The organism is Catellatospora coxensis (assembly GCF_016862635.1).
GTDB lineage: Bacteria > Actinomycetota > Actinomycetes > Mycobacteriales > Micromonosporaceae > Catellatospora > Catellatospora coxensis.
Genome location: NZ_BONI01000010.1, coordinates 15788 through 35683, shown reverse-complemented (window position 1 = coordinate 35683; position 19896 = coordinate 15788). Strand labels below are relative to the sequence as shown.

At 71.4% G+C, this 19896-nt stretch carries 15 protein-coding genes; 7 read left to right on the top strand and 8 right to left on the bottom strand.

Annotation, left to right across the window (positions count from 1 at the left end; genetic code table 11):
• Nucleotides 1-76: 76 nt before the first annotated feature.
• Together Cco03nite_RS08030 and Cco03nite_RS08025 are read right to left on the bottom strand one after the other, a co-directional pair.
• Complete coding sequence (locus Cco03nite_RS08030; RefSeq protein ID WP_239167202.1) at nt 77-1393, bottom strand: trypsin-like serine protease; 1317 nt, start codon at nt 1391-1393, stop codon at nt 77-79.
• 123 nt (nt 1394-1516) lie between these two features.
• A complete protein-coding gene (locus tag Cco03nite_RS08025; protein ID WP_203690498.1) occupies nt 1517-2026 on the bottom strand; it encodes a hypothetical protein in 510 nt (169 codons plus the stop codon).
• A gap of 127 nt (nt 2027-2153) precedes the next feature.
• On the opposite strand from Cco03nite_RS08025, the gene Cco03nite_RS08020 reads away from it, so the two are divergent.
• Together Cco03nite_RS08020 and Cco03nite_RS08015 are read left to right on the top strand one after the other, a co-directional pair.
• Nucleotides 2154-3065, top strand: a complete 912-nt coding sequence (locus tag Cco03nite_RS08020) for a helix-turn-helix domain-containing protein (RefSeq protein ID WP_203690496.1) — start codon at nt 2154-2156, stop codon at nt 3063-3065.
• A gap of 34 nt (nt 3066-3099) precedes the next feature.
• Nucleotides 3100-3927, top strand: coding sequence for a dioxygenase family protein (locus Cco03nite_RS08015; RefSeq protein ID WP_203690495.1), 828 nt, complete (start codon nt 3100-3102; stop codon nt 3925-3927).
• 145 nt (nt 3928-4072) lie between these two features.
• On the opposite strand, the gene Cco03nite_RS08010 is transcribed toward Cco03nite_RS08015, so the two are convergent.
• Nucleotides 4073-6727, bottom strand: coding sequence for a ricin-type beta-trefoil lectin domain protein (locus Cco03nite_RS08010; protein ID WP_239167201.1), 2655 nt, complete (start codon nt 6725-6727; stop codon nt 4073-4075).
• 270 nt (nt 6728-6997) lie between these two features.
• On the opposite strand from Cco03nite_RS08010, the gene Cco03nite_RS08005 reads away from it, so the two are divergent.
• A complete protein-coding gene (locus Cco03nite_RS08005) occupies nt 6998-9085 on the top strand; it encodes a choice-of-anchor A family protein (protein WP_203690493.1) in 2088 nt (695 codons plus the stop codon).
• Between the two features lie 53 nt (nt 9086-9138).
• Here Cco03nite_RS08005 and Cco03nite_RS08000 read toward each other — a convergent pair whose 3' ends face one another.
• A complete protein-coding gene (locus Cco03nite_RS08000; RefSeq protein WP_203690491.1) occupies nt 9139-10104 on the bottom strand; it encodes a hypothetical protein in 966 nt (321 codons plus the stop codon).
• A 104-nt stretch (nt 10105-10208) separates the two neighbouring features.
• Between Cco03nite_RS08000 and Cco03nite_RS07995 the strand changes: the two genes are divergently transcribed.
• Complete coding sequence (locus tag Cco03nite_RS07995; RefSeq protein ID WP_203690483.1) at nt 10209-10580, top strand: hypothetical protein; 372 nt, start codon at nt 10209-10211, stop codon at nt 10578-10580.
• A gap of 97 nt (nt 10581-10677) precedes the next feature.
• Here Cco03nite_RS07995 and Cco03nite_RS07990 read toward each other — a convergent pair whose 3' ends face one another.
• The 3 genes from Cco03nite_RS07990 to Cco03nite_RS07980 all read right to left on the bottom strand — a co-directional run bounded on the left by Cco03nite_RS07990 (nt 10678) and on the right by Cco03nite_RS07980 (nt 13081).
• Nucleotides 10678-11307, bottom strand: a complete 630-nt coding sequence (locus Cco03nite_RS07990) for an ANTAR domain-containing response regulator (RefSeq protein WP_239167216.1) — start codon at nt 11305-11307, stop codon at nt 10678-10680.
• Between the two features lie 637 nt (nt 11308-11944).
• A complete protein-coding gene (locus Cco03nite_RS07985) occupies nt 11945-12781 on the bottom strand; it encodes a trypsin-like peptidase domain-containing protein (RefSeq protein ID WP_203690481.1) in 837 nt (278 codons plus the stop codon).
• A gap of 3 nt (nt 12782-12784) precedes the next feature.
• Nucleotides 12785-13081 (bottom strand): CU044_2847 family protein, encoded by a 297-nt coding sequence (locus tag Cco03nite_RS07980; RefSeq protein WP_203690479.1) that lies wholly within the window; start codon nt 13079-13081, stop codon nt 12785-12787.
• Between the two features lie 203 nt (nt 13082-13284).
• On the opposite strand from Cco03nite_RS07980, the gene Cco03nite_RS07975 reads away from it, so the two are divergent.
• Nucleotides 13285-15618: an ATP-binding protein gene (locus Cco03nite_RS07975; protein ID WP_203690477.1), complete on the top strand. Its 2334-nt coding sequence runs from the start codon at nt 13285-13287 to the stop codon at nt 15616-15618.
• Nucleotides 15619-15646: 28 nt separating this feature from the next.
• Here Cco03nite_RS07975 and Cco03nite_RS07970 read toward each other — a convergent pair whose 3' ends face one another.
• Nucleotides 15647-16207, bottom strand: a complete 561-nt coding sequence (locus Cco03nite_RS07970) for an RICIN domain-containing protein (protein WP_203690475.1) — start codon at nt 16205-16207, stop codon at nt 15647-15649.
• A 300-nt stretch (nt 16208-16507) separates the two neighbouring features.
• Here Cco03nite_RS07970 and Cco03nite_RS07965 point away from each other — a divergent pair, with 300 nt between their 5' ends.
• Both Cco03nite_RS07965 and araB read left to right on the top strand, forming a co-directional pair.
• The gene (locus tag Cco03nite_RS07965; protein WP_203690473.1) at nt 16508-17782 is read left to right on the top strand and encodes a L,D-transpeptidase; all 1275 of its coding nucleotides are present in this window, start codon (nt 16508-16510) and stop codon (nt 17780-17782) included.
• 424 nt (nt 17783-18206) lie between these two features.
• The gene (araB, locus tag Cco03nite_RS07960; RefSeq protein ID WP_203690471.1) at nt 18207-19874 is read left to right on the top strand and encodes a ribulokinase; all 1668 of its coding nucleotides are present in this window, start codon (nt 18207-18209) and stop codon (nt 19872-19874) included.
• Nucleotides 19875-19896: the final 22 nt, after the last annotated feature.

Below are 19896 nucleotides of genomic sequence, written 5' to 3'. Positions count from 1 at the left end.
CCTTCTGCGGGGTGGAGGGCGGTGGCCTGGGCGTCTCTCCGGGACGCCCAGGCCACCTGAGGGGAGGGTCGTGCGTTCAGCAGGCGCCGCGGTCGGCCCAGACGGCCCACGAGCCGGGGTCGCTCGGCACCGCGCCGGTGGACCACCAGGTCGACTCGTAGCGGCGGCCGTTGTGGGCGACGTTCACGCCGGGGGCGTACGCCGTCGTCGAACTCCAGCCGGGCAGCCCGCCGCAGCCCGGCGGCGGCCCGCTCGGCCCGGCGGTCGGGCTCGGCGGGTTCGTCGGCGGCGTGCCGCCGCTGACCGTCAGGGTCAGGCCGTAGGTCTGCAGGATCTCGTTGACCGGCTGGAAGTACGTCGTGCCGCCCGAGCTGCAGTTGCCGGAGCCGCCGGACGTCACGCCCTGCGCCTGGTCACCGGCGATGAGCGAGCCGCCCGAGTCGCCGGGTTCGGCGCAGACGTTGGTGCGGATCAGGCCGGTCACCGTGCCCTGCGGGTACGTCACCGAGCTGTTGAGGGCGTTGATGGTGCCGCAGTGCCAACCCGTGGTGGAACCCGAGCGGCACACCGACGCGCCGACCCCGGCGGCCTGCGAACCGGCGACGGGCACCGTGCCCGGGTACCGGTTGACCTGCGCCCGCGGCGTGTTGCCGGCCGCGGTACGCACCCAGGCGTAGTCGTTGCCGGGGAAGCTCGATCCGGCGAACGATCCGCTGGGCTGGGTGGTGCTCGCCCCGGTGCTGCCGCAGTGTCCTGCGGTGACGAAGCCGCCGGTGACCGCGAAGCCGACCGAGCAGCGGGTGCCGCTGCCGATGTAGTACGCGTTGCCGCCGACGATGTCGATCAGCGGCCGCGGCTGCTCGGCGCTGGCCTCGAAGCGGACCACGGCGGTGTCGAGGCCGCTCGCCGCGGCCCACGTGCGGGCGGTGTTCAGCGCGCCGTCCCGGTAGAGGACGACGACGCGGTTGCTGCGCACGTCCGGGTACCAGCCGGGGACCTGCTTCGGCGCGGCGGCGGCCCGCAGGTCGAGCCGGGCCGTCTCGTGGACCAGCCGGGCCTCGCTGTGCGCGACGGTGACCGGGACTGCCCCGGCCGCCCGCACCCTGGCGCTGTCGGCGGCGCTGGTCACGGCCACGGTCAGGGTCGCGGCGTCCGGGTCGAGGTAGGCCCCGCCGAAGCGGTCGCCGAGCGTACGGCGCAGGTTCTGCTCGGCGCGGGCGAACGCCGCCTCGCGGCCCAGCCGGGCCAGCGCCTGGTCGGGGCTGATACGCAGGGTGCGGGCCAGCTCGTAGACCATGCCGCGGTCCGCGGCGACGGGCAGGGGAGCGGGCGCGGGATGGGAGCCGGCGCTGGCCGCCGACGTGATCACCATGGCGGATGAGAGGGCCGCCACGGCGATCAGTGCAGTGAAGAGTCTGGATTTCGGTGTCACACCGGGGAATCTAGGAACCCCACTGGAAACCTTGTATTTCCAAACAGGTCATATTGTTTACGGTAGGAAAACGCCTGACCTGGGTCAGTCCTCGTAGAGCGGGTAGTCGTTCGGGTCGGGTCCGGTGACGTCGACCCCGAGCGCCCGCAGATCGTCGGCGGAGAAGGTCGCCTCGGCGCGGTCGCCCAACATCGCGGCGACGAGCGCGTCCAGCATGTCCAGGTGGACCTGGTGCGACTCGTCAGTGAGCCGCACGATGCGCTCGGTCGCCGCCATGACGCGCTGCCCGTTCGCGCCCGCCTCCTCGATCTTCTTGACCAGCAGGCTCGACTCCAGGAAGCCCGACCACGGGGTGCGGAGCGCGAGCAACGACCGGGTCGTCGAGGTGAACAGCATGAACAGCACGCGGTTGTCGAACGATGCGACGCCGTTCATGCTCAGGCGCAGGCCGAAGAGCTGCTCCAGCCCGCCGAGCATCGCCTCGTAGTGGGCCTTCAGCGCCGCGTTGAACGTCGCGGAGTCGGCGTAGTAGCCGCCGAAGCCCTCGCCCTGCGCACCGAGATAGACGCGCACCAGGTCACCACGGTCGTACATCGTTCCTCCCCCGTTCGGAAGGTGGACCTTACCCCGGCGATCTTCGGTCGCGGCGGGTGCCCATCAGGGCGTGATAGGACCGGGCTGACATCTGCCGTGCGGTGGATCGAGGCCGCAGGCTCGGGGGATGTCCCTGCCACTGCACCGGCTCACGGTGCCGCAGCCGCTGTCGGTGCCGTTCGCGATCGACACGTTCGACGCGCTCGGCCCCCTGTCGCACGCCCCGTTCCCGCACCGGCACACCTTCTACGAGGTGGTGCTGGTCCGTGCGGGCACCGGCGCGCACGTGGTGGACCTCGAGGCGTACCCGCTGGAGCCGCCGCAGCTCGCCGTGGTGCTGCCCGGCCGCGCCCACCACTGGCAGGACGCCGCCGACCTGGACGGTTCTCTGATCCTGTTCGGCGAGGAGTTCCTCGCCGGGTGCCCCCGCGTCCGGGAACTGCTGCACCTGCTCGGCCACCAGCCGTGCCGCACCCTCGCCCCCGACGTCGCGGACGAGGCGTTCACGCTGGTCGGCCGGATGCGCCGGGAGTACGACGAGCCTGCCGCGGACTCGCTCGGGGTGGTGCAGGCATACCTGCGCGTCCTGCTGACCAAGGCGGCCCGCGCCACGGGTCTGTCTGCCCCGCCCGCGGCGACGGGGCAGCGCGCCGAGCTGGCGGCACGGTTCCTCGACCTGCTGACCGGGCCGCGCGGCGGGGCTCTCTCGGTCCGCGAATGCGCCGCGGCGCTGGGCGTCTCGCAGGGTTACCTGGGTGAGGCGGTCCGCGACGTGACCGGGCGCTCGCCCGGCGAGCTGATCCGCCACGCCCGCACCGTGGAGGCGATGCGGCTGCTGGCGGGCACCCGGCTGAGCATCGCGCAGATCGCCCGCGAGCTGGGCTTCGCCGACCAGGCGTACTTCTGCCGGTTCTTCCGCAGGGAGACCGGGTCGAGCGCGGGGGAGTTCCGGCGGGCGGCGTCCTGGACGTGGGGACCCGCCGAAAACACCACGAACACCCGATCACGTCCATCGAATGGTGGCTATGCGCCGCTCTAGCGTTTCCGGCGACGTCCCACGAAGGAGACCTGCCATGAGTGATCGAGAAGAAGACCGCACCCCGCGCATCACCCGCAAGTCCCTGCTGCGCGCGGCGCTGGTGGTGCCGGCCGTGCCGCTGCTGGCCGGAGTGCCCGCGCTGGCGAGCACGCCCTCCGGGCAGCCGCTCGCGGTCACGCCCGAGTCCTGCGACGACGACGATCTCACCCCGCCGCAGATGGAGGGGCCGTACTTCAAACCCGGCTCGCCGCTGCGCACCGCCATGGTCGACGGCGCGGGCACCCGGCTGACCGTGACCGGCTACGTCGTCGGCCTGGCCTGCCAGCCCATCGCCGGGGCGCTGCTGGACTTCTGGCAGGCCGACAACGCCGGCGCGTACGACAACGTCGGCAACCGCTTCCGCGGCCATCAGTTCAGCGACGCCCAGGGCCGGTTCACCCTGTCCACCATCGTGCCCGGCCTCTACCCCGGCCGCACCCGGCACATCCACGTCAAGGTGCAGGCGCCGGGCCGCCCGATCCTGACCACGCAGCTGTACTTCCCGAACGAGCCCCGCAACAGCACCGACTCCCTGTTCGACCCGGCCCTGCTGATGAACGTGCAGCAGGTCGGCTCGGCCCGCCAGGCCACGTTCGACTTCGTGCTGAACGTGCCAGGCACCCCGCCCTCGCCGTCCCCGACGGCGACGGCGTCACCGAGCCCCACCCCGCCCGGCGGTGGCGGCACCTGGCAGCCCTACCAGCCGTACGCCGTCGGCGCCCAGGTCACCTACAGCGGCCTGGCATACACCTGCCAGATTGCCCACACCTCCCTCCCCGGCTGGGAACCCCCGAACACCCCCGCCCTCTGGCGCCGCCGCTGACCCGCCCGCCGCGTCCCCGCTGTTTCGGGGGAAGTGCACGAATCATCGAACCGATTCGTGCACTTCCCCCGAAACTGGTGACGGGCGCGCGGGCGGCGGCCCGTGGTGGCGACGGCGCGGAAAGCGCCGCCACCACCGGGTTCACCTACTGCTTCAGGAACTGCTGGGCGGGGCTGCCGTTGCAGTCCCACAGTTGCAGCCGCGCGCCGTTGGCGGTGGAGCCGTTCGGCGAGTCGAGGCAGCGGCCGGACTGCGGGTTGCGCAGCGAGCCGTTGGCCTGCGGAATCCACTGCTGGGCACCGCCGCCGTTGCAGTCCCACAGCTGGATGAGCGTGCCGTTTGCGGTGCCGTTGCCGGTGGCGTCCATGCAGCGGTTCAGGGTGCGCAGGGCGGTGACGTCCCAGGCCCACTTCTGGTCCACGGCGACGGCCTGGCAGTCCCACAGCTGGACCGCCGCGCCGTTGCCGCCGGTGTCGTCGGCGGCGACGTCGACGCACTTGCCGCCGGGGCCGATGATGTTGCTCGCCGCGGTGGAGCCGCCGCCGACCCGGAACACCTGAGCCGCGCTGCCGTTGCAGTCCCACAGTCGCAGCCGCGCGCCGTTGGCGGTGGAGCCGTTCGGCGAGTCGAGGCAGCGGCCGGACTGCGGGTTGCGCAGCGAGCCGTTGGCCTGCTGCACCCACTGCTGCGCGCCGCCGCCGTTGCAGTCCCACAGCTGGATGAGCGTGCCGTTGGCGGTGCCGTTGCCGGTGGCGTCCATGCACCGGCCCAGCGTGCGCAGCGTGTTGCCGTTCCAGGTCCAGCGCTGGTCGCCGGAGGTCGCCTGGCAGTCCCACAGCTGCACGGCCGCGCCGTTGCCGCCGGTGTCGTCGGCGGCGACGTCGACGCACTTGCCGCCGGGACCGATGATGCGCTGGCCGGGCGGCGGGCCCGTGTTCAGCGCCTTCGACGCGGCGATGATGGCCTGGTTGGCGGCCCGCACCCGGGCCGCGTCGAACTTCAGCACCTGCCGGTCGTACGTCCAGAAGCCGTTGACCTCGCCCTCGACGTCGAACGGCTGCGTGTAGACCAATCCGGACAGGCCCCGGGTGTACATCAGGTTCGTCGACGAGTTGATCAGCCCGACGAAGCGGTCCGTGATGGACTGGGTGCTGGTGTGCATCTCGTACGCCCCGAAGTTGCCGTTCGGGCTGTACTCGTGGCCGGGCGTGCGCAGGCCCATGCCGCCGTACTCGCCGAGGGTGGCGACGCGGGTGGCCGTCGGGGTCGGGGAGTCCGGGCCGACGTACACGTGCCAGTCCATGATGTCGCCGTTGCCGGGGTCGCCTTTGGAGTTGCAGCAGTTGTAGCCGCTGTGCGGGTTGACCAGGCGGGTCGGGTCCTGGTTCTTGACGTTCTGCGCGATGCGGGACGTGTCGGCGAGGTTCCACTCGCCCCAGCCCTCGTTGAACGGCACGTACACCACCACGGCGGGCGAGGAGCGGTGCTCGTCGACCAGCTCGCGCAGCTCGGTCTCCCACTGCGCCTGCTGGGCGGCGGTGCCCGGGTCGCCCTTGCTCGGCATGTCCTGCCAGACCAGCAGCCCGAGGCGGTCGGCGTGGTAGAACCAGCGCTGCGGTTCGACCTTGATGTGCTTGCGGACCATGTTGAAGCCCAGGTCCTTGATCTTCTGCAGGTCGCCGGCGAGCGCCGCGTCGGTGGGCGCGGTGTACAGGCCGTCGGGCCAGAAGCCCTGGTCGAGGGTGCCGTTGTGCATGACGAACTGGCCGTTGAGGGTCGGCATCAGCTTGCCGTTGAGCACGGCCTTGCCGACCTCGCGCATACCGAAGTAGTGCGTGGTCTGGTCGACGGTCGCGCCCGAGCTGTTGCGCAGCGACAGCCGCAGGTTGTACAGGAACGGGTCGTCCGGCGACCAGCGGCGCGCGCTCGGCACCGGCACGGTGAACTCGGTGAAACCGCCGGTGGCGGTGCCGACGACGGTGGTGCCGTTGAGCGCCTCCGCGTACACCGAGTGCCCGGTCACGTCGCCGCGGGTGAACACCTTGATCCGCAGGGTGTTGTTGCTCAGGTTGGCGTACAGGTCGGCGCTGTAGATCGACGCGGTCGGCGTCGGCTCCATCCACACCGTCTGCCAGATGCCGGACGTGGGGATGTAGAAGATGCCGCCGGGGTTGCGGACCTGCTTGCCGCGGGCCGGGTTGCTGCCCTCGGCACCCGAGTCGGTCGGGTCGAACACCCGCACGACGAGCTCGTTGGTGCCGCCGTTGAGCTGTGCCGTGACGTCGAACTCGAACCGGTCGTAGCCGCCGGTGTGCGTGCCGACCTGCACGCCGTTGACCCATACCGTGGTGCGCCAGTCGACCGCGCCGAAGTGCAGCTGCACCCGGCGGCCGGCCCAGCCGGCGGGCACGGTGAAGGTGCGCCGGTAGGTCAGGTAGTAGCGGTTGTCGTTGGCGGGCCGCTTGATGCCCGACAGCGCCGACTCGACCGGGAACGGCACGTTGACCCGCTCGGGCAGGTTCTGGCCGAACACGGGCGCGCTGTTGGTGGTGGACTGGCTCAACTGCCACTCGCCGTTGAGGTTCAGCCAGTCGGGGCGGGTCATCTGCGGGCGGGGGTACTCCGGCAGCGGGGTGCCGTTGAGCGCCTGACCGGTCCACGGGGTGGTCAGCGGGGAGGGCTGGGCGGGGGCGGCCGTGGCCGGAGCCGCGGCGGCGAGGCTGCCGAGGACGGTGAGGATGCCGATGGCGCCATGGAGGACGGCAGTGAGCAGGCGCCGTCGATGACGTGCTGGGTGCATGGGGTCTCCCAGGATCGTTACCGGGCCTGACGAGGCGTCGCCGAAGGCCTCATCGTGGTCGTGGAGGGGCGAGAGGGACGGCTCTATAACGTTATTTGCAGCTAATTGATACTCGTATAGATATACGACTGTCAAGGTCTGGCCATCGCCTGGACACATCCGGCTGGCGGGCAGCGGGTATCAAACGGGACATTAATCTTCTAATGGCTCTGATACGCTTAAATGGAGATAATGAGGCTAAAAGGCCTGAACGGCCGATATACCTCAGACATGCAGACAACTCGGATGCGCGGCATCGTCGCCGCCACGGCATTGCTGAGCGCGGCAGCCTCCGCGATGCTGGTCATGGTCGCCCCTGATCCGGCCCGAGCGGTGAGCCCCGCCTCACCGACGGCCGCCGCTCTGGGCTTCAACGTCTTCGCCGAAGGCGACGCCACCCTCACCGGCAACGAGACCGAAGGTCCGGTGGCGCTGGGCGGCACCCTCACCATCGGCGGCAGCTACGAGGTCGCCGGGGCGTCACCGGGCACGTACGAGGCTCCCCTCGACGACGTGCCCAGCGCCCTGGTCATCGGCGGTGCCATCAACTTCACCGCCAGCAGCGCGACCATCCTGGACGTGCAGCAGGGCTACGCCAAGCTGGGCGACCCGACCGGGGCCGATGTGCGCGACACCGACGACGGCGGCAACTCGGGGAACACCCACATCGTTGCCGAGGGCGCCTCCTACGGCTCGACGCCACGCGTGGAACTCCGGGTCGAGCAGCCGGTCGACTCCGTCCTGCGCGACTCCGGCATCGACTTCGCCACCGCCTTCGCCGACTTCCGCAGCTCGTCGACCGACCTCGCCGGCTGCACCAACACCGTCGTCCTCAAGAACGCCAACGGCGACGACCTGCCGCAGAACCTGCCGCCCATGACCAACGCCTACATCAACCTCGGCGCGGGCACCAACGTCCTGAACATCACGGCCGCCAACCTGGCCAACATCTCCACGCTCACCTTCGTGACCCCGCCGACCTCCGGCACGCCCCTGCTGATCAACGTCGACACCGCACCCGGCAACACGTTCAACTGGACCGTGCCCACCCCGGCCGGCATCGGCGGCACCGACGCGCCCTTCCTGCTGTGGAACTTCCCGACGGCGACCGCGATCACCCTGACGGGCTCTTCGGTGCTGGAGGGCACGCTGTACGCCCCCAACGCCGACGTGACCGACTTGAACTCCAACAACATCGAGGGCCAGGTCATCGTGGCCAGCCTCATCCACGGCACCGCCGCGGCCGACGGCGGCGAGATGCACTACTTCCCGTTCACCGCCCCCCTGAACTGCGTCGCACGGGCCACGCCGGACCTGACCACCGTCGCGTCGGCGGACATCACGTTCGGCGGGCAGATCCACGACGTCGCGAGGCTGGCGGGCGGCAACAACCCGACCGGCACGATCACGTTCCAGGCGTACGGCCCGGACAACGCCATGTGCACCGGCACGGCCGCGTTCACCACGACACGGACCGTGACCCGGGACGGTCTCTACCAGTCCGACGACTTCACCCCCCTGGCTGCGGGAACGTACCGGTGGATCGCCACCTACAGCGGTGACCGGTTCAATCAGCCGGCAGCGACCTCGTGCGCCGACGAACTCGAATGGGTGGTGGTCAACCCGGCGGTGGTGACGCCGGCGCTGGACACGGTCGCGTCGGACGACGTGGCCCTCGGTGGGGAGATCTGGGACACCGCGACGCTGACCGGCGGAGACAGCCCGACGGGCACGATCACGTTCCGCCTGTACGGTCCGGACAACGCCATGTGCACCGGTCCGGCCGTGTTCACCTCCACGGTGACCCTCACCGACGCCACCTCCTACGATTCCGAACGGACCAGGCCGACAGCGCCGGGCACCTACCGGTGGGTTGCCACGTACAACGGTGACGAGAACAACGCGCAGGTCACCACGCCGTGCACCGATCGGGACGAGTGGGTGGTGGTCGGCTCGGGCACGGTCACCCCGACGCTGAGCACCGAGGCCTCGCGTGACACCTACCTCGGCAAGGAGATCTACGACCGGGCCTTCCTGTCCGGCGGCGTCGCGCCGACCGGGACGATCACCTTCGAGCTGTACGGCCCCGGCGACGAGACCTGCTCCGGGCGGCCGGTGTTCACCTCGACCGTCGACGTCGACGGCAACGGCCGGTACCGCTCGGAGGAGTTCCGGCCGCGCGTGCCCGGCACCTACCGGTGGGTCGCCTCCTACAGCGGCGACGACGGCAACCAGGAAGTCCGGACCCGCTGTGACGACCCGGCCGAGCGGGTGGTGGTCAAGAAGAAGAAGCCATACGGCGGCAAGCCGCGCCCGTAGCCTTCCGCAGCGAAGTCATGCACGCCGGGAGACCACCGGCGTGCATGACTTCGTCATCGGTCCCACCAGGCGAGCACCCGCATCGCGCGCAGGGTCACCCAGCGCGACGGCTTGCCCGGCCCGTCGTCCAGGTCGAACCAGACCCGGCCGCGCAGCCTGCTGTCGAGGGGCCACGTGCCGTCCGGCAGCCGTCGCGAGCGCAGGTAGGCGACCGCGTCGCCCAGCCTCGGATCGCGGGTCGCGCCGGTCAGCGCGGCCGCGGCACGGAAATGGTCCAGCCCGCGCAGCACGTCGTAGTGCCAGCGGTGCGGATACATGAGGCTCAGGAACTGCTCGTCGGCTGGTTCACCGGTGCTCAGGCGGCGGAACAGGCCGCGTGCCAGCAGATACTCCTCGCCCGAGGCGCGCGCCGACCGGGTCTGCGGGGTGCCGCCGGTGGCCCGCTCGAACTCCAGCAGCCCTTCCAGCACGTTGATGGTGCTGTGGAAGGACGAGCGGAGCGAGCCGTACTGCCGCGAGCAGTTCCACCCGCCGTCGGCGAGGCGCTCGCCGCTGAGCCGCTCGGCGAGGGGCGAGACGTCGACGCCGAAGTACGCGCCGTCGGCGAGGGTCCGGCCGTTGATGCACTCCTCGACCTCGCCCTCCCAGTAGGGCTGGCCGTCGTGGTCCCAGCGCGAGTGGGTACCGACCAGCGCGACGGTGCGGGCGGCCGACTCCGAGCCGGGGTCGAGACCGAACTCGCGCAGCTGCTGCAGCGTGAACGAGGTGGCCGTCCACGGCTGCCCGACCTCGTGCCACTCCTGCGGTTCGAACCCGCGCGGGGCGAACGCGCCGCCCGCCCACTGCCCGTCTTCGTCGGCCAGGCCGAGCAGTCGGGCACCCCAGCCGCTCGTCTCGACCGCGGCCCGCTCGGCCGACCACTGCGGCTGCGGGGCGTCGAGCAGGTCGCGCATCACCTGCCAGCGGATCGCGGGATCCGCGTCGAGCAGCCAGTCGAGCACCGAATCGCCACCGGTCATGCCCGCCAGCGTAGGAAGGGCGGTCCGGTCTGTCCAAGCAACCGTGCCCGGGGCCTCGGCGTGGTTCCCAGCATCTGCCCAGCGTGGCTGGCTACCGTGGGCGCATGGACGAGAACCGTGCCCGGCGAGTGGTGGACCGTCTGCGTGACCGCGGGGTCCCCGCGCACCTGTCCCTCGGCGGTGGGCACCGCAAGGTCGGTGTCCGGATCGCCCTGCCCGACGGCCGCGAGGCGCTGTGGGACACCGACGGCACCGCGGGCCTGGAGGCGCAGGTGCTGCGCGACGGGATGCTCGTCGGGTTCGTCCCGCACATCCCCGGCTCCGAGGACTTCACCGAGGAGCAGGTCATCGACGCCATCGCGCGCACCGACTACGACCAGCCGATCGCCCGCCAGCGCCGGGAGGCCCCGCCGCCGGCCGCCCCGCTGCCGATGGAGGGCGGCTTCTTCCGCCGGCTCCGCGACGGGTTCCGCTGATCCTGCGGCTGAGCGGTGCGGTCGGCGGCGGGTGAGGGTCCTCGGCGCGATGCAGCCGCGGCCGACGCGCGATGTGCCGACGGGTGGCTACCTCCGCCTATCCATGCCAGCCTGTCTCCGGGCTGGTCTCGGCGACGATTCGCTCGGCCAATTCGCGCATCGTCAGGCGGTGGTCCATGGCAGTGCGTTGGATCCACTTGAAGGCCTGCGGCTCTGTCATGCCATAACCTGACATCAACGCACCCTTTGCCCGTTCCACGACCTTGCGGGTCTCCAGCCGATCGGCAAGCCCGGCGACCTCGGCCTCGAGCGCGGTGATCTCGGCGAAGCGCGAGATCGCGATCTCGATGGCCGGGACCAGATCACTGCGCTGGAATGGTTTGACCAGATATGCCATGGCACCCGCCGCGCGCGCCCGCTCGACCAGATCGCGCTGACTGAACGCGGTCAGAATGATCACGGGTGCGATCTTCGAACCTGCGATCTTCTCGGCTGCTGCCAGACCGTCCATGATCGGCATCTTGAGATCGAGGATGCACAGATCGGGGCGCAACTCCTCGGCCAGGCGCACGGCCGTCTCGCCGTCGCCCGCCTCCCCGACCACGTCGTAGCCCTCCTCGGTGAGCATCTCCGCGAGGTCGAGCCGGATCAGCGCCTCATCCTCCGCGATCAGCACGCGTCTGGCGGCACGCGATGGCGTCGATGGGCCTGGAACGGACGCGGTCAGTTCGGCCGAAGCCAGCAACGCCCGCACGCCACCGGTTCTCGGATCGGCGTTGCCCACGACCGCCCCGAGTCGCTGCGCGGCCGTCTCCAGCACCTCGATCGCCGTCTGCACGCCTTCCGAGTCACCGTGGGTGCGCGCCCGTTCGATCTGCGTGTGTGCGCGCCGCGCCAGCAGTTCCAGCACCACGGCCAGAACCGCCTCCGCGCGCGTCCTCACCCGTGGGTCGGAAGCCCGGCGGAGTACCAGTTCGGCCGTTTCCCCCGCCCCGACGTGTTCTCCGGCTTGGAGCAGTGCGGTTGCGAGGTTGACCAGAATCCGAGACGCGAGGCCGGGGTCTGCGGGCTCGGCCATCGCCGCCCGCAGGGCACGCAGCGCGGCGTGCGGCTCTCCACGGCGCAGCGCGAGGATGCCGCGCACGTTCTCGATCTGCGCCGTCGACTCCGGGAATGCGCCACGCGACAGGTCGAGGACCCGGTCGACACCCGAGGTGAGCTGCAGCGCGTTCATCAGGCCCGCGAGATAGAGCGCCGAGTCGACTGATTCCGCGATGTCACGAGCGTCGAGGGAGCCGGTGAGCAGAATGACTTCCTCACGTCCGGTGGACGATTGCAGCGCGGCCTCGGCGGCGGCGACGGACTCAGCGAGCCGACTCATGACCGCCTGCCCAATCGATGGTCCGCTGTCCGGCCATGCGCAGCAGCGCTTTCGTCTGCTCGGTCAGCTCCATGTCGGACACGAGCCCCTCGTCGACCATCGCCTTGATCTCGGCGATCGACGCACGGGCACCGGCGAAGTGCCTCCCGGCTGCCTCGGACACCGTCTCCGCCACCGGCGGCGGGCCGAGCCTGGAGAACTGCGCGGGCAGTTGCAGGTCCTCGAACGCGCCTATGGCCTCGGCGACGGTGATCGCGAACAGGACGTTGGTGGCCTCAGCCCGCCGGACCCGGTGCAGATCCTGCTCGATCAACATCCCGATCACGGCCACGGGCGCGCCCAAGCCGGGTCCGCCGTGTCGCTCCAGCTGCACGGGGCTTCCGCTGTAGCCCGAATAGTCGCCCAGCATCTGCCGCACCTGAAGTTCCAGCGCTTCGATGGTCGCGCCGCCACTGGACTCGAACCCGGTCGCGTTGGTCAACACCCAGCCCTTGAGCTCCGGGTCGGCAGGCTCAGGCCGGTACGGCGACATCCACTCGTCGCCTTTCTCTCCGCGATCCGTGACGACCGGCTGCACAGCCCAGCCGAGTTTGGCATTGACTCGGATCAGCGCGACGTCGCGGCCCGGGTCGACCTCCAGTACGGTGCCCTCCACCGACTGGCCGCTGTCGCGCGACACGACGACGCCGTCGCTCTGCTTGACCCCGCGTCGGCGCAGGCAGTGCGCGGCGGTCAGCACATGCCTGCGGGTCAGCAGGAAACCGGCACCGCACGGCATGCCGCGAAACGAGATCTCCACCCAGTAGTCCTGCTTGCCCACGCGCTATTCCCGCCGCTGCACAGTAAGCGTGATCTCGAAGCATGCCTCGGTCGACGCCTTGCCGACGATGACGCCCGCCTCGGCGGTGAGCGTCAGGCCGAAGCGCGCCTCCAAGCTGGTTACCTGCCAGTCGCCATGCTGATGCGAGCTGACCAGTCCGGTGCCGGCTATCCGAGCGGCCTCGGCGATTGCCGCCTCGATGTCGAGCGCGCGTTCCCGCAGCAACTCGGTGACGCGATCCTGCCGCGATATCTGGCGGCCACCGCCCGGCTCCAGGGCGACGACCTCAACCCGGATCATTGGATCGACCATGTGCCGATGCTTTCAGGCGCGTCAAGCGCTCGCCAGCGATCAGCATGGAAGCTGACGCAGGCGTTGCGCGGCGGGAGTTCCCACCACCTCGCCGACCGATGAGGACAGCAAGTCGACATCGTCCGATCCTGGACATGGTGTGCACGGCCGGATGCCTAGGCTGGTGGTAGTCGTCGATCTGGGGGAGAACGATGCCGGCCGTCGGCGGTGCCCGTGAACTCATGACCCGGCTCTGCGACGATCTGCGTCGTCTGCGCGAGGAGGCGGGCGGGCCGAGTCTGCGGGTGCTGGCGGCCGAGGTCGGGCTGGGCAAGAGCCAGCTCGGGGCGATCCTGAACGGCCGCGTCGAGCGGCTGCCCGACTGGCGGGTCGTCCGTGCCATCGCGGCCCACTGCCACGCGTACGCCCGGCAGCAGGGCCGGTCCGCGAGCCTGTCAGCCAGGTTCGGTGTGGAGGAGTACTGGCGGCGGCGGCACGCGGCGGTGGAACAGCTCCTCAGCGAGGAGCCTGTGTCCGTCGTGCTGGAAGCCGCCCAGGCGGATCAGGTCCGGCCGCAGGGTCTGCCGCACCGTGCGCGGCACTTCGTCGGGCGGAAGCCCGAGCTGGCGGTACTGACGGCGGCAGCCGGTCCTGTGATCGTCACGGGGCCACCGGGCATCGGCAAGACGTCGCTGGCCGTCGACTGGGCGCACCAGGCCGCCACTCGGTTCCCCGATGGTCAGCTCTATGTCGACCTGCGTGGATTCGAGCCCTCCGGGGCCGTCATGTCGGCCGTCGAGGCGACCCGCGGCTTCCTGGAGGCGCTCGGGGTGCCGCCCGACCGGATGCCGACCAGCCCCGACGCGCAGCTCGTGCTGTACCGCAGCCTGCTCGCGAAGCGACGGATGCTGGTGGTGCTGGACAACGCCCGGGACGCCGAGCAGGTGCGGCCGCTGCTGCCGAGCGGGCCGGGCTGCCGAGCGGTGGTGACCAGCCGCAGCCGCCTGGCGGGGCTGGTCGTGGCGCAGGCCGCGCAGGTGCTGCACCTGGACCCGCTCAGCCCGGGGGAGTCCGCGGACCTGCTCGCCTCCCGTATCGGCGAGCAGCGGCTGCACGCCGAACGCGACGCCGCCGACCGGATCGTGCGGGCGTGTGCCCGGCTGCCGCTGGCGCTGAGCGTCGCGGCCTGCCGGGTCGCCCTGCAGCCCGCGCTGTCGCTGGCGGAGCTGGCCCGGGAGCTGCGCGACGAGCCGGGGGAGCTGGAGGCGCTGCGGACCGGCGACGAGTCCACCGACGTGCGCGCCGTGTTCTCCTGGTCGTACCGCACTCTCGACGCGGCGGCGGCGCGCACGCTGCGGCTGCTGGGCCTGGCCGCGGGTGGTGACATCACGCCGGTGGCGGCGGCGAGCCTGGTGGACGTGCCGGTCGGCTCGGCGCGGCGGCTGCTGGCCGGACTGGGCGACGCGGGCCTGCTCACCGAGCATCGTCCGGGCCGGTACGCGATGCACGACCTGGTGCGGGCGTACGCCCGCGAGCTGGCGCACGAGACCGACAGCGCCGCCGACCGCCGTGCCGCCGGCAAGCGGCTGCTCGACCACTACCTGCACACGGCCCACCGCGCCGCGGTCCTGCTGCACCCGCCGTTCAGCGACATCACCCTCGCGCCGCCGGGCGACGGCGTGACGGCCGTGGCTCTCGCCGACAGCCGGGCGGCCCAGACCTGGTTCGACGCCGAGCTGGCCGTGCTGGCGGCCGAGATCCGGCAGGCCTGCGGCACGGGGTTCGGCCGGCACGCCTGGCAGCTCGCCTGGTCCCTGTCCGGTCACCTGGACCGGCGGGCGAGGTGGGCGCAGTGGCACGAGCTCCAGGAGCTGGTGCTGGGCGCGGCCGAGCGGGACGGCGATCTCGCCGGGCAGGCGCACGCGCACCGCGACCTGGCCCGGGCCTGCTCCCGGCTGGGCCGCCACGACGAGTCCCACGGGCAGCTCAAGCAGGCCCTGGACGACTTCGCCGACCTCGGTGACACCGCCGGGCTGGCCCAGACGTTCCTGAATCTCGGCCAGACCCTGGAGCGGGCGGACCGGCACCGGGAGGCGCTGGAGCACTCGCGGCGGGCGCTGGAACTGTTCACCGCTTCGGGCAACGCGGCGGGGGAGGCGTACACGCTCAACGCGGTGGGCTGGCAGCTCGGCCTGCTCGGCGACTACCGCCAGGCCGTCGCCCACTGCCGCCGGGCGCTGGAGCGGCTGCAGCGGATCACCGACCCGCAGGGCGTCGCCGACACCCTGGACAGCCTCGGGTACGCGCACCACCATCTCGGGGAGCTTGCCGCGGCCGTGTCGTGCTACGAGCGGGCGCTGGAGATGTTCCGGGCCGACGGCGACCGGTTCGGCACGGCGGCCACGCTGCGGAACCTCGCCGAGACCCGGCTCGCCGCCGGGGACCGGGCCGCCGCGCGGGCGGCGCTGGCGGAGGCGTGGGAGATCCTCGACCGGATCGGCCACGACGACGCGCACGCGGTGCGCGCCCGGCTGGACGCCGCCTGAGGCGACGCCCCGCCGGGCGGGACCGTTCTCACTGGTAGTAGAACTGCTGCGCGGGCTCGTACAGCTTGCACTCGATGACCTGCAGCGGGACGTCGTTGCCGGTGGAGCGGCCCAGCACGTCCAGGCACAGGCCCTTGACCTTGTTCTGGTACAGGTAGCGCCCGGTGCCGAAGTACGAGATCGGGGTCCACTCCTCGCTGGTGTACGCCGCGTTGCAGGTGAACTGCTGCACCCGGGTGCCGATCTGCACCTCGTCCTCGCTGTTGGCCAGGAGGTCGAGGCACAGGCCGCTGCCCTGGTTGACGATCCAGTAGTAGCCGTTGCCGGTCGGGAACAGCGCCCAGCGGTGGTGCGGCCGGTTCTCGCAGCTGCGCTGCACGATCGGGGCGTTGTGGTTGCTGGAATTGCCCTTCGGGATCAGGCACTTGTACGAGTACTCGTTGCGGATCTGCTCGAAGACCCCGACCCCCATGGTCTGGTTGTCCTGCGCCGTGGGCGCCGCGTTCGCGGGCCCCGCGGCCGCCAGACCGGTCACCGCCGCGACTGCCGCGGCCAGGACCAGGGTTGCCAGCCTGTGCCGGATGCTCATCCGTGACTCCTTCTGTTCGGCTCGGATGTCGTGGGATGACCGTGTCACCGTGGCGGCGGCCGGACCCGAGCGTCCGGACAGGACGGTCGCGCCTTGCGGTGAAAGTGCTGCTCGTCGGGGTGCGTCCGGGCGCGGGAGACCGGACACGGCCGGACGGTCCGCGGTTCGCCGGGCGGCAGGGGCCGGACGGCCGTCGTGAGCACCCTTCGCGTATCGCCGCGTACAGTTGGCCGGGATCGTCGAGGCCTGCCCGCGCCACCCACGGGCCGGTGTCGGTCCGTACTAGCCGGTGAGGAACGCATGCCCTCCTTCCCCCGCCCCGACCTGGGTCCGCTGACGCGCCGTTCCGCCCTGGCCGCCCTGGGCCTGACGGGCGCCGCGATCGGCCTGGCCGCGTGCACCGGCCGCAAGGCCCCGTCGGGAACCGGGTCGCCCGGAGGCCAGAGCCCGGACGCCCCGCCACCCAAGGCCAAGGTCGTCGTCACCGAACCGGCCGCCGAGGCGATCGAGGTGCCCGCCTCCGCCGAGATCGTGTTCACCGCGACCGACGCCGTCTCCACGCAGGTCGTGCTCAAGGACGCGGCCGGTGCGGACGTGCCGGGTGAGATGCACCCCGACGGCAGGGGCTGGCTGCCCGCCAAGGCCCTGGCGTACGGGACGGCCTACACGGTCACGGTCACCGCGACCGGTGACGACGGCAGGCCCGCCACGGCCACGTCGACCTTCACGACGATGGCCCAGCCGACCCAGACCGTCCGGGTCGTCAGCTTCCTGCCCGACGGCGCGGTTGTCGGCGTCGGCATGCCGTTGATCTTCCGGATCAGCCGCAAGATTCCCGTGGCGCAGCGCGCGGCGTTGCAGCGGCGGCTGCTGGTGGAGACGACTCCGGCGCAGGAGGGCATCTGGACCTGGTACACCGATGACGAGCTGCACTGGCGGCCCCGGGAGTTCTGGCAGGCGGGCACGAAGGTGTTCGTCGACGTGCGCGCGGGCGGGCTGCCCCTGGGCGACGGGTGGTTCGGGGCCCGCAACTCGACGCTGACCTGCTCCATCGGCCGCTCGCTGGTCATGACGATCGACGACAAGGCCAAGCCGAAGGTGATGAAGGTCGTCAAGGACGGCGTCACCGTGCGGACCATCAAGGTCAGCCTGGGCCGGGCGAGCATGCCGTCGTCGAGCGGCACCACAGTGATCATCGAGCGGCTCGCCAAGACGGTGTTCGACACGACCAGCGACCCCGACCCGAACAACCGCTACCGGACGAACATCGTCTACGCGCAGCGGCTGACCTGGGGCGGGGAGTTCATCCACGCGGCCCCGTGGTCGGTGAAGGACCAGGGCGTGCGCAACGTCTCGCACGGCTGCGTGAACATGTCCACGGCCGACGCGAAGTGGCTGTTCGAGCAGACGATGATCGGCGATCCCGTGATCACCAAGGGCACGCCGCGCAGGCTGCAGTACGGCAACGGCTGGACCGACTTCGACAAGCCCTGGGACGAGTACGTCAAGGGCAGCGCGATCCCGTACACGCCGTCGCCGGACGCGCCTTCGCCTTCGCCCTCGCCGGCCGCCTGACGGTCGTTCTCCCTCCTCCCGTAGGCCCGGACCAGGGCCTGCGGGTTGCGAGCGTGCCCGCGGCGGCCGTCCACGACGGACGGACGCCGCCGGGAGCGGGCGGGGGTGCCGCTCTCACCGCATGAAGTGCCACCCCCGCCCGCCGTCGAGCTGCCGCCGCCACCGGGCGAACGGCAAGTCCGCGGACTCGATCCGGCTGTGTTCCGGACTCGATTTGCAGCGATAGTGTTAACGCACACATCGGTTGCCGTCAAGGGATGCCGGAAAGCGGCTGGACCCGGGCGTGCCGTCTGAACCCCGGAGTTGCGTAATTTCTTGGGTCGCTCAGCGCAAGCGGCCGTTACGTATCTGTTGCGATGGCATGTCTTGACGCCCCTTGATGTGAGCGCTAACACTGTGTGCCAGCAACCGAGCGGAGGAAGACATGAGCGACCGGTACGTCGTCGGTGTCGACTACGGCACGCTGTCCGGCCGGGCCCTGGTGGTCCGCGTCAGCGACGGTGCCGAGGTCGGCACGGCGGTGCACGAGTACCGCCACGGCGTCATGGACGGCGTGCTCGCCGCGTCCGGCGCGCCGCTGCCGCCGGACTGGGCGCTGCAGGACCCCGACGACTACCGCGACGTGCTGCGCAACGCGGTCCCGGCGGCGCTGGCCGCGGCGGGCGTCGACCCGGCCGACGTGATCGGCATCGGCACCGACTTCACCGCGTGCACGGTGCTGCCGGCGCTGGCCGACGGCACGCCGCTGTGCGAGCTGCCCGAGCTGCGCCACCGCCCGCACGCGTGGGTGAAGCTGTGGAAGCACCACGCCGCGCAGCCGCACGCCGACCGCATCAACGCCCTGGCCCACGAGCGCGGCGAGCCGTGGATCGGCCGCTACGGCGGCAAGATCTCCGCGGAATGGCAGTACGCCAAGGGCCTGCAGCTGCTCGAAGAGGACCCGGAGGTCTACGACCGGGCCGAGCGCTGGATCGAGGCCGCGGACTGGATCATCTGGCAGCTGTGCGGGGTCGAGACCCGCAACGTCTGCACCGCCGGCTACAAGGGCATCTTCCAGGACGGGGCGTACCCGTCGAAGGACTACCTCGCCGCGCTGAACCCCGGGTTCGCGGGCTTCACGGCCAAGTTGGACGGTCCGCTGCTGCCGCTGGGCGGCCGCGCCGGCTCGCTGACCGCCGAGGCCGCCGCGTGGACGGGTCTGCCGGAGGGCATCGCGGTCGCGGTCGGCAACGTCGACGCGCACGTCACCGCCGCCGCCGCGCAGGCCCTCGACCCGGGCCGCCTGGTCGCCATCATGGGCACCTCGACCTGCCACGTCGTCAACGGCACCGTGCCGGCCGAGGTGTCGGGCATGTGCGGCGTCGTCGACGGCGGCATCAGCGCGGGCGCCTGGGGCTACGAGGCCGGGCAGAGCGGCGTCGGCGACATCTTCGGCTGGTTCGTCGACCACGCGGCCCCGGCGGGCTTCGACTCGCACGAGCGGCTGTCCGAGCTCGCCGCGGCGCAGCCGGTCGGCGCGCACGGGCTGATCGCGCTGGACTGGTGGAACGGCAACCGCTCGCTGCTGGTCAACCACGACCTGAGCGGCCTGATCGTCGGCCTGACCCTGGCCACCCGCCCGGCGGACATCTACCGGGCGCTGCTGGAGTCGACCGCGTACGGCACCCGCATGATCATCGAGGCGTTCGCGGCGGCGGGGGTGCCGGTCACCGAGCTGGTCGTCGCAGGCGGCCTGACCACGAACCGGCTGCTGATGCAGATCTACGCCGACGTGACCGGGCGGCCGCTGAGCATCATCGGCTCGGCTCAGGGCCCGGCGCTGGGCTCGGCGATCCACGCCGCGGTCGCCGCCGGGGCGTACGCCGACGTGCACGAGGCGTCGGAGGCGATGGGCCGCGTCGAGCGGGGCGTCTACCAGCCCGACCCGGACCGGGCTCGCGCCTACGACGCGCTCTACGCCGAGTACGAGCTGCTGCACGACCACTTCGGGCGCGGCGCGAACGACGTCATGACGCGCCTGCGCGCCATCCGCAACGCCGCCCACCACCACTCGGCCGACAAGCCGACGGTCACGTTGGGGGTGGCGGCATGAGCGAGCTTCGCGAGCGAATCAT

What these genes read in the sequence shown, in the direction of transcription:
- Cco03nite_RS08025 (WP_203690498.1), bottom strand. Translation starts at nt 2,026, where the DNA reads ATGTACGACCGTGGTGACCTGGTGCGCGTCTATCTCGGTGCGCAGGGC.
- Cco03nite_RS08020 (WP_203690496.1), top strand. Translation starts at nt 2,154, where the DNA reads ATGTCCCTGCCACTGCACCGGCTCACGGTGCCGCAGCCGCTGTCGGTG.
- Cco03nite_RS08015 (WP_203690495.1), top strand. Translation starts at nt 3,100, where the DNA reads ATGAGTGATCGAGAAGAAGACCGCACCCCGCGCATCACCCGCAAGTCC.
- Cco03nite_RS08010 (WP_239167201.1), bottom strand. Translation starts at nt 6,727, where the DNA reads ATGCACCCAGCACGTCATCGACGGCGCCTGCTCACTGCCGTCCTCCAT.
- Cco03nite_RS08005 (WP_203690493.1), top strand. Translation starts at nt 6,998, where the DNA reads ATGCAGACAACTCGGATGCGCGGCATCGTCGCCGCCACGGCATTGCTG.
- Cco03nite_RS08000 (WP_203690491.1), bottom strand. Translation starts at nt 10,104, where the DNA reads ATGACCGGTGGCGATTCGGTGCTCGACTGGCTGCTCGACGCGGATCCC.
- Cco03nite_RS07995 (WP_203690483.1), top strand. Translation starts at nt 10,209, where the DNA reads ATGGACGAGAACCGTGCCCGGCGAGTGGTGGACCGTCTGCGTGACCGC.
- Cco03nite_RS07980 (WP_203690479.1), bottom strand. Translation starts at nt 13,081, where the DNA reads ATGATCCGGGTTGAGGTCGTCGCCCTGGAGCCGGGCGGTGGCCGCCAG.
- Cco03nite_RS07975 (WP_203690477.1), top strand. Translation starts at nt 13,285, where the DNA reads ATGCCGGCCGTCGGCGGTGCCCGTGAACTCATGACCCGGCTCTGCGAC.
- Cco03nite_RS07970 (WP_203690475.1), bottom strand. Translation starts at nt 16,207, where the DNA reads ATGAGCATCCGGCACAGGCTGGCAACCCTGGTCCTGGCCGCGGCAGTC.
- Cco03nite_RS07965 (WP_203690473.1), top strand. Translation starts at nt 16,508, where the DNA reads ATGCCCTCCTTCCCCCGCCCCGACCTGGGTCCGCTGACGCGCCGTTCC.
- araB (WP_203690471.1), top strand. Translation starts at nt 18,207, where the DNA reads ATGAGCGACCGGTACGTCGTCGGTGTCGACTACGGCACGCTGTCCGGC.